Here is a 16,690-nt window from a genome sequence, read left to right as displayed (position 1 = left end):
CCCAGCGGGCTTTTTTGTCATTGCACGCGGGTCGGCGTCGCCACGCGCGAGGTCTGGGCGGGCATGCGCTCGACCGTCAGCGCAGCCGGTTCAGCCGTGGATGGCCGGACCACGACGGCCTTGTTTGCGCTGGCGGCGCCCAGATTGGGCAGGTCGGCCGGCCGCGCGGCCACGGCCGTGAACGGACCGCCGCCGCTGGCCGGAACGCCGTCCAGCGTCAGGTTGGCAGCCCAGACGCCACGTTGGCGCGACAGCACCTGATAGCGCTGCGGTGCGCCGGCGGCGCGTGCAACCAGATACAGCGTGCCGTCGACCAGGCTGATGGCGGGTGGCGATGCGGCTTCGGCGTCCAGCTTGCCGAGCTTGCCGTGTTCAAGCAGCCAGAGCTGTCCGCCCGCGCGCTCCAGTATCGCGAGCACGACGTTGCCGGCGTTGTCGGCGTGGATGGCGGGGCGGCCGATGTAGGGCACGCCCAAGTCGGCCGGCGCGCTCCAGTCCATGTTCAGGTCGGTGGTGTCGCCGGCTTCGACCAGCTTGGTCAGGTGGTTGTTGGCGCGCTGGCGGAAGTAAAGCTCGACGCGGTCTTCGTGGTTGCGGATGGCGGCCAGTCCGCCGGCCGCTTCCGGCGCGGCGACGCGGCGCCAGCCTTGCCATTCCGACCGTTGGCCCTTGGCGGCCGGGAGCTGGCGGGTATAGAAGAGTTCGCCTTTGGCGGCGATCGCAAACACGACGTAACGTCCATCCGAACCGCGCGCCGCGGCCGGTGAGCCCGATGCGCCTTCCAGCGGCGGCAGCGCCTGCCAGGTGCTCCAGCTGCCATCGATGCCGGACGGCGTGATCCAGTGCAGCACGCCGTCATAACCCAGCGCGACGGCGGCGGCCTCGCCGCGCGGCGCGACGGCGGGGATCTGCGTGACGCGCAGGCCGCCGAGCGCCTGCCACCCCTGCCAGGTGCCGTCATGGCGCTGTTTGTTGGCCCAGACGCCGCCCAGCGGGTCGCGCGCCATCAGGCCGGCCGTGCCGTCGGCGTGGGCAAACGACACCACGGGGCCGGTGGTCCGGCCGCCCAGGCTGTGCCAGCGCTTTTCGCCGGAATCCCAGCTGTTCACGGCGGCGTTGGTCTCGCCCGCGGCAAACACGACGAGTCCGCCGCGTCCGTCGGGGTAAACCTGCGGGGCAACGTCGTGCCGGGATACGTAGTAGGCGCGCTGCACCCACGCGGCTGCAGGCCCGGCGGGTTCCTGGCAGCCCTTGGGGCCGGCGCAATAGTGGTAGTCGTTCCAGGCGTAGTGCTGGAAGATCACCGACTTGCTGGCGATTTCCGACTCGGCCAGATTGGTGGCGCGTTCCTGGCTGGGGTAATCGATATAGCCGGTCTCGGCATAGTTGCCGGGCGCCCGCAGCATGGCTTCGCGCGCCAGCCGGGCGCTGGCGATGTGGTCGGGGTGGCCGTGGCCCGCGCAGCGCCAGCACAGCTGGGTGTACGGCACGCTGATCGTGTCGTCCAGGTGCCGTACGGTGGTGGGGCCGTACTGGCGGATCATTTCGGCCAGCGTGTCCACAAGCTGCTCGCGCGTGTAGACCTCGGCGTGCGGGCCCAGCGTGTCCACGCTTTGGTTGGGTTCGGACTCCGTGCGGCTCAGCGGCGTCAGGCTGCCCCAGCCTTTGCCCAGCCAGGGATCCTTCAGGCGCATGTGCCACAGCTGCACGCGCGGGTTGCCGGTCAGCGTGAAGCGCGCAATCTGGCGGCCCGCGACGATGCCGGTGTCTTCCTTCCATGCGTCGGGCTGATGCGCCATGTAGGCGTAAGCGGCGCGCACGCCCCGCTCGCGACCCAGCATGTAACCTTCGCCTTCGCCAGCGTCGCTGGCGGTCAGGTAGACCAGGCGCACGCAGCCGCCGGCCTCGATGTTCGAGGCGACGTCCGGATTCATGAAGAGCAGGTCATCATCCAGATGGGCAACGAAGGCCAGATCCTTGATGCCGTGGCATTCGGCCAGCGTCGGTGGCGCGGCCAAGGCGTGGGTGGAGAAGAGGGCCGCGGCCAGGCAGCAAAGCGCCTGGCACAGCGGGCGCAGCAGGGCAGTAAAAACGGGCATAAAAAAAGCGCTGCATGTTGGAGGTGCAGCGCGTCTTGTGGGTGGTAAAGAGTGCGGAAAGTATAGCTGCGGCGCGGCTGCGGGCTGCAATAGGCGCTTGCCCGGTGTGGCGTGGGGCCGACGTTTTGCAATGCGATAAATGGGGACGTCCGAATGGCGTCCCCCATTCATTCAACGCGCCGATTCGGTGCTGACCACCAGCTTGTCCGCCCGCGCCGAGCGCGTCCGGCGTTCCAGCATCACCGCCCACAGCCACAACGGCATGCTGGCGATGGCGAGCAGGCTGCCGACCCAGCCGGTCGACGTCCATCCGAACCCGGCGGCAATCGCGAGTCCGCCCAGGAACGGCCCGAGCGCGTTGGCGGTGTTGAACGCGGAATGGTTGAGTGCCGCGGCCAGCCCCTGCGCGTCGCCCGACACGTCCATCAGGCGCGTCTGCAACACGGTGCCCAGCGCGCCGCCCACGCCCACGAGAAACACGTTCAGCGTGATCAGCCACACGTTGTGCGCCATGAACGGAAACAGGGCCAGCACCACGGCAGACCACAGCAGCAACAGGCCGGCCGTGCGCATGACGGCGCGATCGGCAAACACGGGCACGACCATGTTGCCCACCGTCAGGCCGACGCCGAAGGCGCTCAGCACCAGCGGCACCGTGGCGGGAGAGACCTGCGTGACGGCGGTCAGCGTGTCCGCCAGGTAGGTGTAAATGGAGAACAGCCCGCCGAACCCGACCGCGCCGATGGCCAGTGTGATCCACACCTGGCCGCGGCCCAGCGCGCTCATTTCGCGCAGCGGGCTGGCGTGCGGATCGGCGGCCGTGTCCGGGGCATAGGCGCGCACGCTCAGCATGGTCAGCACCGCCAGCAGCGACACCAGGCCGAAGCTCCAGCGCCAGCCGATGACCTGACCCAGCCAGTTGGCCAGCGGCACGCCGACGATGGTGGCGACGGTCAGGCCCAGGAACACGCGGCCCACGGCCACGGTCCGCCGGTTGGCGGGCACCATGGAACTGGCCACCAGCGAGGCGATGCCGAAGTAGGCGCCATGCGGCAAGCCGCTCAGGAAGCGGAAGAACAGCATCCAGTGGTAGTTGGGGGCGATGGCGCTCAGACCATTGCCGATGGCGAACAGGCCCATCAGTGCGATCAGCAGCCGGCGGCGCGGCATGCGGGCGCCCAGCACAGCAAGGATGGGCGCGCCCACCACCACACCCAGCGCGTACGCGCTGATCACATGGCCGGCGGTGGGGGCGTCAATGCCCAGCGACTGCGAGAAGTAGGGAAGCAGGCTCATCGTCGCGAATTCGGTGGTGCCGATCGCGAAGCTGCCGATGGCTAGCGCCAGCAGCACCAGGGCGGGCCGGTGCTGCGCGGAAATGGGATGGGACATGAAGACTGGAAGGAGAGGATTGCGGAATGCTGCGATGCAACAGGGGCATTGTAGAGGGCCGAACCTGTCATTTGCATGTCGGGTTGTCTTGCCGTCGTCACTGGATGTGAGCCGCGGCAGGGCGCAACGTGCCGTGGCGCCCGCGCGATGACCTTCGCGCTTCTTGATATTTGTTCGTTTGCAGGCCCCAACAATAAAAAAGCTTCGATGGTTACGTGGTCGGACGGTCGGTAGTTTGAGAGAGAAAACCTCTCCCTCAATCAATCAGGTGAATTGCTTGAACGGACCTTTTTCGACAACGAACGCGCATCGGCGCGGGGTGGACACGCTATGGACCTCATCATTTCAACCGTTCGCAACGTAAAGGCAACCGTCTGCAAGGCAGAAAGAAACGCAAGCAACGCAACCTTGAATAGGTGCACGGCAACGGCACCTGCCGAGTCCGCAGTTGGCCGAATTCTCCGCAAGCCGCGAAAGGAGCGCCTGGCCGCATCCGCCGCGGCTTTTCTACTAGGCGGCGTGGGCAATCTCGGTCTGGTCTCGGTTGCCCACGCGCTAGGCGGAGAGCTACAGCTGTGCAACGTAACCACTTCGACGGGGTATGAATACGACTTCAACGCCGGACCCGCGACGTGGGTATCCTGTGCCTCCCAGGAGGCATTCTCGCTGAACAACGACCAGAGCAATAACGGGGGGACGGGACTTGCCGGTTCGACGGCCCGAATCACTGGCTACGGCGATGGCACGCTGGAACTGAAGGGCGAAAACGGCATCTCGATGCTGAACGGCGTCAACATGAACGGCAACCGGATCACCCAGGTCGGCGTGGGTGTACTGTCGTCCACCAGTCAGGAGGCGGTGAATGGATCGCAGCTTTACGCCACCAACCAGCAAGTGCAGTCCAACAGCGCGGCCATCACAACCTTGGGCGGGTCGGTGGCGCAGAACACGGCAACCCTGAACACGCTGACCACCAACCTCAACAACGGCGCCGTCGGCCTGGTCCGGCAGGATGCGGTCACGGGCGCCATTACCGTGGCTGCCTCCTCGGGCGGCAATGTCATCGACATGACGGGCACTGACGGCACGCGCACCGTCACCGGCGTCGCCAACGGCGTCATCTCGGCAACCAGTACGGACGCCGTCAATGGCAGCCAGCTCTACGCCCTTACGCAACAGGTCGGCCAACTGAATGCCGCCAATGCGTACGTCAGCGTCGACGGCGCGGGCGATGGCAGCGACAACGCGGCAGCGGGCGCAGGCACGATGGGCGCGGCGGTCGGGGCCAACGCGACGGTCACCGCGTCCAACGGCGTGGCCGTCGGCGCCAATGCATCGGCGGCAGCGGCCAACAGTGTGGCGCTGGGCGCGGGTTCGGTGGCCGACCGCGCCAACACCGTGTCTGTCGGCGCGCAAGGCGCCGAACGCCAGGTCACCAATGTGGCGGCCGGCACGCAAAGCACCGATGCCGTGAATGTGGGTCAACTGAACCCCGTGGTGGCCGGCCTGGGCGGCGGTGCGCACATCGACACGGCCACGGGCGCCGTCACCGGCCCGGCGTATCTGCTTAATGGCCAGACGTACTACAACGTCGGCGACGCGCTCGGTTCGCTGGACACCACCGTGCAACGCAACCGCGAAGGCCTGGCCCGTCTGGACAACCGCATCGACCAGACCAACCGCGCCATCGACGACGTTGCGCGCAACGCCTATTCGGGCATCGCGGCCACCACGGCGCTGACCATGGTGCCGGAAGTCGATCCGGGCAAGCGGTTTGCGCTGGGCGTCGGTGCGGCCACGTATCGCGGCTACCAGGCCGTTGCAGTGGGCGCGTCGGCACGTGTGAACGACCGCGTCAAGCTCAAGGCCGGCGTGGGCATGGCCTCCGGCGGGCCCACGGCCGGGATCGGCGCGTCGATGCAGTGGTGATGGCCGCGGGATCACACCGTCACGACATTCAACCCGCCGTTCGCCAGCACTTCCGGATTCGCGCCTGACACAAACAACCGGAAATCGTTGTGCGCGAAGTTGCCGATCACCTTGGCCTGCGTGGCGATGAGGGCGCCCGCGTCGCCGTTGGTCAAGAGGTTGTTGCCGGTGACGGCGGCGTCGAATGCCGGGAAGTGGCTGTAGGCCTCCAGCGCGTTGTCGGCGGCGCGCAGGCAGCGCCACGCGGCGAATTCGCCGCCCGTCTGGATGATGGTCAGCATGGCGCGCGCCGCTTCAGCGCCGAGCCGCAGGCTGGAAAGGTGGTTGCTTTGCAGCGTCAGCGTGCCGTCGCCTTCGGGCACCATCTTGCCCGTGCGGATGCCGCCGCCCAACAGCTTCAACTGATCCGTCGTCAGTTCCGGAAAATCTCCTGATTCCGCAAAGAGCGCGATGCCGCCGCGCAGTCGGTTGTCGCGCACAGTGGTGTCGGCGTCGTTGTCCAGCAGCGCCAGCGCGCAGGACATCGGATCGGCCAGCAGCGCGGCGGCAAGCGCGGCGATGGCGGGGCGCAGGCGCTTGGCCGCTGGCGTTTCGCGGCCCAGCTGCGTGGCCAGCGTCGTCAGGGCCGACTGGATGCGCGGCGTCATCGTCAACGCGTTTCCTGCGGCGCCGGCGCGCAGCAGCGCGGCGATCTCGGTGGTCATCGCCTTGCGCGCGTCCAGGGGTTGGCGCGATAGTGCCGAGGCGGCGCGATCGTCGTCATCGTCCAGCACTGCCTCGGAGGAAAGCGCGCGCTTTAACGCGGCCAGCGTCGGGGCGCGCGTGAAGAGCTGGTCGAGGCGTTCGGCGTTGCCGCGGCCGGCGGCATAAAGACGGCAGGTCTCGATGTGCACGCGCCGGCTGCCGTCGACCCGCACCAGGCTGTTGCCGGGCCCGGCCGGCCCCGCGCAGTCGACGCGCGACAGCCGCAGGTCGGCGCATTGGTTGAAAGCGATCGCCGCCGGTTGGCCGCGCCGCGTGATCACCAGGTCGGCGATGGACACGCTGGCAAAGCCGTCCAGGCTGAACATGCGTTCATCCAGCATCAGCCGGCTGGCCGGGCCGCACCCATGGAGCATCAGGCGCACGCGCGGCCCCTTGATGATGAGGTCATCGTCCAGCTTGTGTTCGCCGGGCGTCAGGCACAGGGAGATGTCCATGCGGTCCTGTCCGATGAGCGTGCGCAGCGCGTTGTCCAGCGTCGGGAAATCGCCCGCCGGGCCGACGGTAAGGCAGCAGCCGCCGCCGTGCGTGCGCCGGCACAGCGCATCCAGGGCTTTTTGCACCGAATAGGCTTGTTCCGCGAGCAGGTCCGCGCAGTTGCGCGGGTCGTAGGCCACCTCGGACGCCAGCGCCAGGGTTGCCGTGTAGCGCAGCGGCAGGTAGCGATCAGGCGCGGGCTGGCCCGCGCGCAGCAGTTGCGCCGTGGCGCGTTGCACGGGGCGGGCGGCATCGCAGGCAAGGGACCAGGCGACGGACGCCACGCCGTCGGCGCCGGTCCCCACGTCCTGCGTGGCCGTGCCATTGGGCAGGCGGCCGGCGTCCACCGTAAAGCGCACGACGGCGCCCGCCACCGGCAGGCTGCCGTTGGCCACACCCGCGCGCAACTCGGAAGGCAGCGGCACGACATCCGGCGTCATGGCGGGATTGGGCTTGACGCTCTGCCCGTCGCCGCCCGCGTAGTAAAGCTGGGTCAGTTCCGTCAACGCGGGAAAGAGCGGGCGGCAGTCGCTGATGGCGGTCCACGCGCCGCCCTGCCAGCGCAGCAAGGCCAGCCGCGCAAACGCCCGCAGGATCCCGGCGGGCGCGTTGAAGGCGGGCTTGCCGTCGGGCATCTGCGGCCATTCAATGGAGGCGGTGGCGGTGCGCGCGGGAATCAGCCAATAGTCGCCCACGCGCAGGCGGCCTGGGGAAAACTTGATTTCGACGCCGTCCTGCTCCAGCTCCACCCAGCCGGCGTTGGCGCTGTTGATGGGCGCGGGCGTGATTTCCGCGACGCCGTCCCAACGGCGCACGCGCGGATTGGACGGAAAGCGCGCCGCATCCAGCGCGTGGCCGATCAGGCTGGCCGGATCGATGGTGACCGTGTTGCCGTCGGTGCGCACCACCTGCGCCAGCGGGCCCGGCTGTCCCAGCAGTTCGTGCGTGTCATCCAGAAATTCGACCCAGCAGCCCGCGGTGATGGCCAGCACGTCGTCGCGGCCGATGCTGGCAACTTCAAATTCGTTGGCCACGGGGTCGTCCAGCCAGCGCACCACACGCGACAGGATGCTGCCGTTTTCGCGCGACCACTTGTAGCGCGCCTTGCCCGCGCCCGCGCCGTCCTGGTGGATCTCGATGCGGTAGAGATGGTTTTCCAGCAGACGGTAGCCGGCGTCGGGCGGCAACTGGCACGGCGTCTTGGGCGGCACGCTGGCTTCGGCGCGCGCGGCCATGCGCGCATCGGGCGGGGCGATCAGCGCATCCCACGCCGGCAGCGCCGACAGGCAGGTGAGGGCGGCGTCGGGCGCGCCGACCTGCATCAGCTTGACCTGCCACACCGTCTTTTCGCGGGTGGCGGTGTCGGGGCCGCCCAGCGCGACCTCGCGCATGCTGGTGTCGCCGGCCGGCAGGTCGAGCGTGCACAGGTGGCGCTGCCACGCTTCCAGATAGGCCAGGTACATGCCCTCGGGCGGCGGCGCGGCTTGCCCGCTCGATCCGAAGACAACCACGCCATCGATGTCGGCCGGCGTGAGGGCGGGCGGCGGCAGCGGCAGGACGGACGCGCCAGCCGGCAGCACGGGCGATGCCGTCGGCGGCATGTCGGGCTGCTTGGCCACGGTGGCGGGCTGCGGGTTTTCGCACAACAGGCCGTCCAGATACAGGCGGCCTGCCGACAGCGACAGGTCTTTGCCGGCAGGCGCCAACGCAAAGCCCGGCGCGGCCAGCGGCACGCCCACCCGGCCGACCGTGTCTGCCGTCTCGGTTTCGATGCGGCGGTTCAGGATGTCCTGCTGCTCGTTCCAGTCCGAATCCATCTGCACGCGGCCCTGCTGCATGCGGACAGCCCGGTAGCGCCGGGCGGGGTCGAATGTGAGGCGGCTGAGATCGGCTTTCATGGTGTTGTTCCCGAAGACAGGGGGCTCAGTTCACGGGGATCAATCCCGCTTCGAGTCCGAAGCGCAGATACTCGTCCAGCGCCTGCCGCAGGTTGGCTTCGCGCTGGGCTTGCAGCAGGAAATTCCAGGCGCCCATTTCGGCGCCGTTGTCCGCGCCTTCGCGGATCTCGAGCGCGCAGCCGCGCGCCAGTTGGCCGTAGGACGGCGATCCGAACTGCGTGGAGGTAAACGAGGGGACCACGCGCGCCGCCGCGCGCTTGGCGGCTGCGGCGCCCAGGTCCTGCATGGCCAGGTCCGGCTGGCAGCGGTAGCGCCGGGGCGTGACTGACGGCATGGGCACGTGGCAATAGCGCACGCAGCCTTCCTGGCGGCGGTTGATGGCGAGCGGGCCGCCGAACAGCGTGTTGGACGCGTCGAGCCGCCCGACCGCCACGCGCCCGAACAGCGTGCTGGCCAGCACGCGCAGGGCGCTGTCATCCACGTCGACCGCGGCAGCCGCGCTGCCTTGCGCATCGATCAGGCACGCGTCGATCTCGACGGCGGCAAGCGGCGTCGCGCAGCGCACCGGCCCGCTGATGCAGCGCGTAAGGCTCAATTCAAGTTCCGGCGCCGCGCCGCTGTGGCGCACGCCGCCGCGCGCGGGCGCCAGCGTGCAGTGGCGCAGCGCCACGGCACGCAACGTGCCTTCCAGCCGCAGGCGGCCATCGACCAGCAGCCCGTCGAGCCGCACGCGCGTGCTGGCGTTGCCGCGCAGCCGCCAGTCGCCCCGCAGCACCGGCCGTCGCAGCGGGGCCGCCTCGATCAAAAGATGCGTGTCGGGCAGCACCAGATCGGGTGCGATGGCTTCGGTGCCGTCGTGGTCCAGAACGATGCGCACCCGCTGGCCTGCCTGCACCGCGGCCAGCGCCGCCGCCAGCGTGGGCGTAGCCGCCGAGGGCACGCGCAGTTCGATGTCGAAGTTGTCTTCGGACGCCGCGTCCGCGTCATCGCCAACCGGGGCGCTGCGGTCGTACGGACCCGCGCCAATGTCGCCGGGAAAGCCATACGCAAAACGCACCTGTACCGATTGCGCGGTGATGCCGGGCGGCAGCGCAAGGCGTCCGCGGTGCGGGTCCAGGCCCACCAGCACGCCGCCCGCAACAGGGAAGCTGCGGTCCGGCCGCCCGGGCTTGCGCGCCTTGACCAGCAGCGACGCGTCGGGCCGGCGCCAGTCCTCGGGGGAAACGCCGGGGATGGGCGCCAGGTTGCAGATGACCAGATGCTCGGGCGGCACGGCCTGTCCGTCCAGCCACACCTGCACGACCGGGCCGCCGCCGCTCTCGGCAAACCCCCCTTGCGGCGGCGCGTCGCCGTCGGTCAGCGCCTGGCGGCGCGCTTCCAGTTCGGCGTGCAGATCGCGCCAGGACAGCGGTTCGGGCACGTTGACCGGCTCGGCCAGGTGGTCGATGTCGGTCTCCGTGCGGGGCCGGTTGAACAGCGGCTGGTCGCGGCCCAGCGGATCGATGGTGTAGAAGCCATCGCGGGTCGTGGCGGGGGCGGCGTCGCCGCGCTGCACGGTGTAAGACTGCAGCCGCCACAGGAACAGCGCGACGTTGGGCAGGTTGTAGCGCCCGGCTGGCAGCGCGCGCACATCGGCCGTGTGCAGCTCGGCGCCAAAAGGACCGTCAACGCGTTCCATTGCGCGGGAATCGCGCAGATCCGGTGTGCGCAGCGCGTGCGGGCGCGGATGGTTGACGTGCTGGGTGGTGGCGACGCGTTCAAAGCACTCGGACACGCGGCTGCGCCAGCCCGTGGCGTCGGCGGCCAATTCTTCCAGCACGAGTGCGGTGCCCTTGCGCCGGCGCAGCCGCAGCGTGTTGGCGACCAGCGCGCGGGGCGAGAACGCGGCGCCGACGGGGTACAGCGCGCGCACGCCCAGCAGATCGCCCAGGTACGGCACCACCCAGTCGTCGCAGGTCTCGATGAACCAGTTGTCGTAGAGCCGGTTCACGTCGGCGTCCACCAGCGCGCCCTGGCGCGCCAGCACGTCCAGCAGCGCGCGCAGCGGGCCGCCGGCCGCGACGTCGCGTTCACGGTAGAAGGCCGGCAGCAGGGCCATCAGCGCATCGGCATCCAGGCGGGTGTTCATGTGCGCTCCGTGAGCAAGATGCTTGCCGGGTCAGGGCGCAGCAGTTCGGCCGGTTGCAGGCTGCCTTGCTGCCACCGCGCGGTGCGCGCCGGCAGCGTGGCGCCGGGCCCGTTGCTGCGCCGCGTGGTGACGGGGGACAACCCCGCGCTCAGTCCCGCACCCAGTCCAGAGCCCAGCCCCGGGTTCAGTCCAGTATTCAGCCCCCCATCCAGCACCAGCGAATCCAGATCCACCCACTGCACGCCCGGCACGCCTTGCAGCACGGTCAAGACTTCCGCGCCGTGCACCGGCTGACCGAATGCGCGCGCGGCAAAGCCAAAGGCCTCCAGCACGCGGGCGCGGGCCGCCTGCAATACCTTGGGCGTCTCGTAGCGGGGATCGATGCCCAGACCGGCCCGCAGGCCGAAATCCAAATAGCGGCACGGCGCCACGCGCAGCGGCTGGTAGGGCGGCCGCGCCCCATCGATTGCCGCGAGCAGATTGCGATACAGCGCGCCGGCAGGATCCAGCGCGGCGCCATCCTCGCCGGCGACGGTCAGATGCACGAGCCGTTGTTCCCCATCCCACAGCCACACCGCCTGCGACTTGCCGATGCCGGTGAACGCGGCGGAAAAATCCTCGAAGTCGCGCAGCGAGACGATGCGGTCCAACGTGCGCACGCGCAGCGGCGCATTGCGGCGGGCGGCGTCGCCGGCTTCGGGATCCACGCCGCCGGTGGCGGCTGCCGGATTGACGACCGCCTTGACGCCCGGCGCGCGCGTAAGCAGCACGTTCAGTTGACCACGCGCGACGTTGCCTTCGCGGCCCAGGCCGACGCGATAGCGCGCCTCTACATTGCCCGACCCCGACGGCAGCCGCGCGCCGTGCAGGCCGTCGCCGAACTGCACCGTGGCGCCGCCGCTGTCGTCCAGCCGCAGCAGATAGGCGCGATCGTCCGGCGCCAGCTCCGTGATGCGCGGCGCTTCGGTCCACAGCAGGCCGTCCACGCGGACCTCCAGACTGCTCGCCGCGCCGCTTGCCGTGGGCGCGGGCACGAAGGTCAGCGGCTTTTGCTGCAGCGTGAAGCGCTGGAACGCCCGGTTGCCGGCGCCGCTGCCCAGCACCTCGGGCTGGATGCGCATCTGCCGGCTGTCGCCGTGGCTGGCCGGCGCGACGTTGGCGTTGATGCGCACCGTGGCGGGCAGATAGGCGTGCGCCAGATCGGCGTCCAAGTGCAGCGACGTGCGGCCGCCAGCGCTGTCGTTGCGCTGGATGCGGACGATGTCGCTGGCTTCAGCCAACGTGACCGTGGCGCGCGCGCCGTCCTCGAATTCCAGATCCGCGCTGGCGCGGTCGCGCGCCACGCGCACGTTGGCCAGCGCGTCGCCGCGCAACAGCCGGTCGCGTGGCGCGATGTTCGCGGCGTCGGCCTCGTCCAGGATCAGCCCCGACACCGCCAGCACGCGGTCTTGGGGCAGGTCGGGTTCGTACGACGCCAGCACCAGCGCGTGACCCTGCGTGAGGCCGGACGCGGGGCGCACGCCCCAATCCAGCGCATCGGATTCGCCGTACGCGGTGGTCTCGCGCACGGCGTCGTTGAACTGTTCGCGCAGGCGTTCGCCCCGCAAGGTCAGCCGGGTGGTCGGCCCGGCCAGCGCAAAGCCGGTGCGCGCGTCGGGGCCGGCGTCGGCAATGCGGTAGAGCTCTTCATACCCCGGCATGGACAGCATGGCCCAGCCGCCCGTCACCCATTTCGGATAGACGGCGTCCAGGTGCACGCCGTGCACGTCGGCGGGGAACAGGCTGGCGGCGGGTATCGTCTGGCGCGCCAGGCCCGGTCCGGACCACGCGAGCGCAAGGGTGGCGTCGCCGCTGGCCTCGTAATAGTCGATGCGGATGTCGTGCTTGCGGCCTGCCGTTAGCCGGGCGCTGGCGCTGTACTCGGTAGGCGATTGCTCGCGCCACTGGTCGATGAGCAGGTTGCCGTCCACCCACAGCCGCACGCCGTCGTCGGCCGTGACGTGGAAGGTGTAGCTGCCGCTGCCCGGCGCGCGCACCCAGCCGGTCCAGCGCACGCAGAAGTTGTCCGCGGGCATGCCGTCGCCTGGGCCGCCCGCCGCCCACCGGAAATCCAGTTGCGGATCGGTGCGCGTCATTACCCGTTCGCTGAAGCTGCGGCCGCGGTAATACTCGCCGTACAGGCCGGACCCCGCGCCGCTGGCGCCCGGCGGATCGGAGATGTCGGCCAGCGTGTAGCCCGGCCATTGCGGGAACTGGCTGAAGGACGGCTTGGCGTCGTCGGCCATACCCAGATAGGCCGCGCGCAGTGTGGCGGGCATGGCGCGCCAGTCGGGCGCGTTGTAGCCGAACAGCCGCGCCTGCGCGCGCAGCGCGTAGCAGCGCGGATGGCGGCGCGCAGGCTGCACGTGCGGGGCCGCGCTGCCCAGGCCGCGTTCCAGCGAGATCAGCGTGTAGGCGGGCGCGCCGTCTTCGCCGGGGCCCGGCACATACTCGCGAACCTGCGTCAGGCGGCGGAAGTCCCAGTTTTCGTTGCCGGGGTCGCGCACGCGTTCGTCGCCGACGATCAGCACGGCGTCGCCGGCTTTGAGGCGCGTGGCCGCCCCGGCCAAACACAGCGTGCGCGCGCCAAAGCGTGGCGGCGCCGGTTCCAGCCACGCCAGTTCCAGCGCGTTCCAGGCGGCGCGCGCCTCGACCGCCTGCAAGGTTTCGAACGTCTGCGCGCGTTCATCCTGCGCAGGCACGCTTTGCGCGCGCGTCCACGGCTCGATGCGCGCGCGTAGTCGCGCGCCGGGCGCGGTTTCCATCGAGAACGCCAGCCACGTCGTTGCCGCCACTCCGGGCCGCAGTTCGTAGCCGATGGCCCGTGCAAGCGATTGCACCGACCGGCGCTCGGTCGCCGTCCGCAGATAGCCCTCGTTGCCGATGCGCTCCTGATAGAACGCCAGCACGTCCAGCACCGCAGCCCACGCGTCGAACAAGGCGATGACCGGGTCGTCACGGTCGCGTGTGGTCAGCGCGGCCAGCACCGGCGATCGCGCCAGGTCGGCTGTCAGGCTGGCCAGAAACCGGCCATGCGTGCCGATGCGCAGGCGCAAGGCGGGTTGGCCCGGCGGGTTGTCCAGGTCTGATGGCGTCAGCGCAGGCTGGCCGGCGCAGCAGCCGCAATCGGCGGGGGTTGTCATGATCCGCCCTCCACGATGAAGTCGATACGGCCGTTCTCCGGAAAGTTCGGGTCGCCGTCGGCGCGCAGCACTTCCAGCGGCGCAATCAGCAGGCGGCCGGTGTCCAGTTCGCCGGCGGGGTCGCGGCCCCAGCGCTGGAAGCGTTCGGCCCGCGCAGATGCCACGCCCGGCACCGCCATGACGGCGCGCATCAGCGCCGACAGCGCCAGCGGCGTGCCGAAGGTGTAGCGGTCGGGATGAAAAAAGCCCGGCCGGCCCGCGCGGTCCAGCCCCGCGGTGAAGGCATCGCGCAGCGCCGCCTTGACGTCCGCGGCAAAGTGGCCCGGCGCGGCGCAGACGCGCACCAGGATGTCGAGCGGCACGTGCACGGGATCGGAGAATTCCAGGTCCTGTCCGGCCAGCCGGAAGCGCTCCATGAAGGCGCGCAGCGTGGCGCGAAAGGGCGCGTCCACCTCCCGCCCGCCGCGCCGGTCGACGGTCAGAAAGACCGTGTGCCAACTGCCCGTCCAGCGCAGCCGGGCCGCCGCGCGCTGCACCTGCGGATGGCGTTCGGCGAGGCGCGCGTAGTCGTCGGCCGTGACCGCGCGTTCCTGCACGCGGAAAGCCTCGGGTGCGTTGAGCTTGATGGCGTCGGCCGGTTCCGGCGCCGCGCCGCCCTGCGCGGGCAGCGGATTGCGCACGCGCGCCACGCCCAGCATCAGGTCCGCATCGTCGGTGACGAGCGCGCCGATGGCCTCGGCGCCCACGTTGCCCTCCGCTCCGCCGCCCAGCCGGTAGCGCGCCAGCAGGCGTTCGCCGGCCACGGGAGCGGCGCCGTAGCGGTTGTCGCCAAAGCGCAGCCAGGCCGCGCCATCGGTTTCCGTTTCGACCACGAACTCGCGCGCGTCACGGGCGCTGGCCAGCAGGCTGCGCTGGGGGGACCACGCCGGGCTGGCGGGGGCGGGCACGTCGTCGGGCTGATCGGCGTCGTCCGCCTGCAGCGACATGCCGCTGGGCAGCGCGCGGCGCGGGTCCTGCGCCAGCGCCGCACCGGCGGGCAGCAGGGCGGCCACGGCGAGGTCATGCCGGTAGGGTTCGGCGCAGGCCAGGCCCGCGTCCGGCAGGCGGGGGCGGTAGGGCCGCGACGCGGGCGCGTCGCGCGCGGTGGCCGTGTCCGGCAGTAGCGGCGTCCAGTCGCGCTGCATGCCGTGGTCGGCCAGGACGACGTTGCCGCGCGCCACGGACACGGCCCGCTTGACCAGCGCGCCGCCGTCGTCGAACTCGCGGCTGACGCACAGCGGAAACGGCAGCGCGTCGTCCGGATGCCAGGCGATCAGCAGGAGGTCGGTGCCCGTCAGGTCGTCGCGGCCGGCGCGGATTTCGGTCAGGCGCACGGCCACGCGATGCGTGCGGTCGGCGTCGGCCTTGCGGCCCGTCAACGGGTCGATCGTTTCCTCGAACACCAGCACGTCGCCGGGGGCAAGCGTCAGCGGCGGATCGTTCACCAGCGCCGCCTGCGTCTGGCCGCGCGGCAGGCAGTAGGCGGGATCGGCGAAATCATGCAGAAAGATGCGGCTGTGCGCGGCATGCAGCGTCAGGTCGTGCAGCGTCTCGAACACTTCAATGCCGGCCGCGGGCAGCCCGTCCAGCACGTCACGGCGGCGCACGGGCTCGGCAAGCGCGGCTTCGGGCGTGCTGGTCAATAGCGGCGTGCCCGCCGGGATGAGCTTGCCGTCACCCTGCGCGTTCGCTTCGATCGCGACAAACACGCGCGCGTTGCAGCCGTCATGCAGCGGGTAGTCCAGCAGACGCGCATGCCGCCGCAGCGAGGTCCGGCGGCGCGCGGTGTCCAGATAGGCCTCTGTGGCGGCGGCGTCCTGCGCGTAGGAAAGATGGTCGGCCACGTAGGCCAGCGTTTCCACGAGCGCCACGGTGAAATCCGCGGGATTGCGCTCGGTGAAGTCGGGCATGCTTTGCGACAGGCGGTCCAGCATCAGCCGCCGGAAGCTCTCGTAATCCTTGGCAAGGTAATCGAGCAGCGGCTCGGGCGGTGCCGGCGCATCGCACGCGTGCGTGTCGGCGCAGTCGAACTCCGACGGGCAGCCCGCCTTGAAGTTGATCTCGATGGTGGACAGGCACAGGTCAAAGCCCGGCGCCGGCGCGTCGGGGTCGGCCGGGTTGACGAGCGCGAGCGTGTACCACGAGAAATCGCCGGCCTTGTCCACGGTCAGCCGGATCTCGTTGCCCGACAGCACCGGGTCCGCGGCCAGCGCGATGCCGCGGATGCGCGCGCCGCCCTCGATGCGCACGTGGGCGCGGCCGATGCCGGACACCGGATGCGCGCAGACCACGCGCACCGTGCGCTGGTCGGCCGCGTCAATTTCGACAAAGGCGATGCCGTTGTCGCCGGGCGGCTGCTGGGCGCGCAGCAGTTGCAGCCGGCGCGGGTTGGCGCTGCGGAACTGGCGGTTCATGGCACGTCCCGCGTAAAGCGCGCCAGACGCCGTTGCTGGCCTTGGCGCAGCACGTACTGCACGTCGACCTGCAATGTTGCGTCGCGGTGCGCGACGTTGACGGATTCCACCGCGATGCGCTCGCCCAGCCATTGCTGCAACGCGCCTTGCACGCTCATCTGCACGGCGGCGGCCAGCGTGTCGCTGTTGGGCGCAAACACCAGTTGCAGCAGCCCGCAGCCGAAGTCCGGCCGGTTCACGCGCTCGCCCGGCACGGTGAACAGCACCTGCTCGATCATGTCGCGCACGTGCGTGGCGTCGTCGGCATTACGGCTGCGGCCGCGCGCGTCGGGTTCGAACGGAAAGCGCAGGAGGGCCATGGCAATGCGTC

Annotated in this window: 7 protein-coding genes and 2 pseudogenes; 2 read left to right on the top strand and 7 right to left on the bottom strand. The window is 70.2% G+C overall.

Annotated elements, in window-relative coordinates; genetic code table 11:
- Window positions 1-17: 17 nt before the first annotated feature.
- On the bottom strand, window positions 18-2,099 hold the full coding sequence (locus MHZ91_RS16910; RefSeq protein ID WP_175122701.1) for a PIG-L family deacetylase: 2,082 nt from the start codon (window positions 2,097-2,099) through the stop codon (window positions 18-20).
- Window positions 2,100-2,270: 171 nt separating this feature from the next.
- The gene (locus MHZ91_RS16905) at window positions 2,271-3,491 is read right to left on the bottom strand and encodes an MFS transporter (protein WP_239214700.1); all 1,221 of its coding nucleotides are present in this window, start codon (window positions 3,489-3,491) and stop codon (window positions 2,271-2,273) included.
- Window positions 3,492-3,821: 330 nt separating this feature from the next.
- Between MHZ91_RS16905 and MHZ91_RS28400 the strand changes: the two are divergent.
- Window positions 3,822-5,003, top strand: a pseudogene (locus tag MHZ91_RS28400) (hypothetical protein); the annotation flags it as partial.
- A 177-nt stretch (window positions 5,004-5,180) separates the two neighbouring features.
- Window positions 5,181-5,420: pseudogene (locus tag MHZ91_RS28395) on the top strand (YadA C-terminal domain-containing protein); the annotation flags it as partial.
- An 11-nt stretch (window positions 5,421-5,431) separates the two neighbouring features.
- On the opposite strand, the gene MHZ91_RS16895 reads toward MHZ91_RS28395, so the two are convergent.
- The 5 genes from MHZ91_RS16895 to MHZ91_RS16875 are packed head-to-tail and all read right to left on the bottom strand — an operon-like array spanning window position 5,432 to window position 16,679.
- Window positions 5,432-8,557 carry a DUF6519 domain-containing protein gene (locus tag MHZ91_RS16895; protein ID WP_239214698.1) on the bottom strand — a complete coding sequence of 1,042 codons (3,126 nt, stop codon included), beginning with the start codon at window positions 8,555-8,557 and terminating at the stop codon, window positions 5,432-5,434.
- 25 nt (window positions 8,558-8,582) lie between these two features.
- Complete coding sequence (locus MHZ91_RS16890) at window positions 8,583-10,685, bottom strand: phage tail protein (RefSeq protein WP_239214696.1); 2,103 nt, start codon at window positions 10,683-10,685, stop codon at window positions 8,583-8,585.
- Complete coding sequence (locus MHZ91_RS16885; RefSeq protein ID WP_239214695.1) at window positions 10,682-13,867, bottom strand: putative baseplate assembly protein; 3,186 nt, start codon at window positions 13,865-13,867, stop codon at window positions 10,682-10,684. Before MHZ91_RS16885 ends, MHZ91_RS16890 begins: the two co-directional genes overlap by 4 nt.
- On the bottom strand, window positions 13,864-16,320 hold the full coding sequence (locus MHZ91_RS16880; RefSeq protein WP_239214694.1) for a putative baseplate assembly protein: 2,457 nt from the start codon (window positions 16,318-16,320) through the stop codon (window positions 13,864-13,866). Before MHZ91_RS16880 ends, MHZ91_RS16885 begins: the two co-directional genes overlap by 4 nt.
- Window positions 16,317-16,679 (bottom strand): GPW/gp25 family protein, encoded by a 363-nt coding sequence (locus MHZ91_RS16875; protein ID WP_175122708.1) that lies wholly within the window; start codon window positions 16,677-16,679, stop codon window positions 16,317-16,319. Before MHZ91_RS16875 ends, MHZ91_RS16880 begins: the two co-directional genes overlap by 4 nt.
- Between the last annotated feature and the right edge of the window lie 11 nt (window positions 16,680-16,690).

Source organism: Achromobacter sp. ACRQX (genome assembly GCF_022346505.1).
GTDB classification, from domain to species: Bacteria; Pseudomonadota; Gammaproteobacteria; order Burkholderiales; family Burkholderiaceae_B; genus Achromobacter; species Achromobacter animicus.
This window is presented reverse-complemented; position numbering and strand designations above follow the sequence as displayed.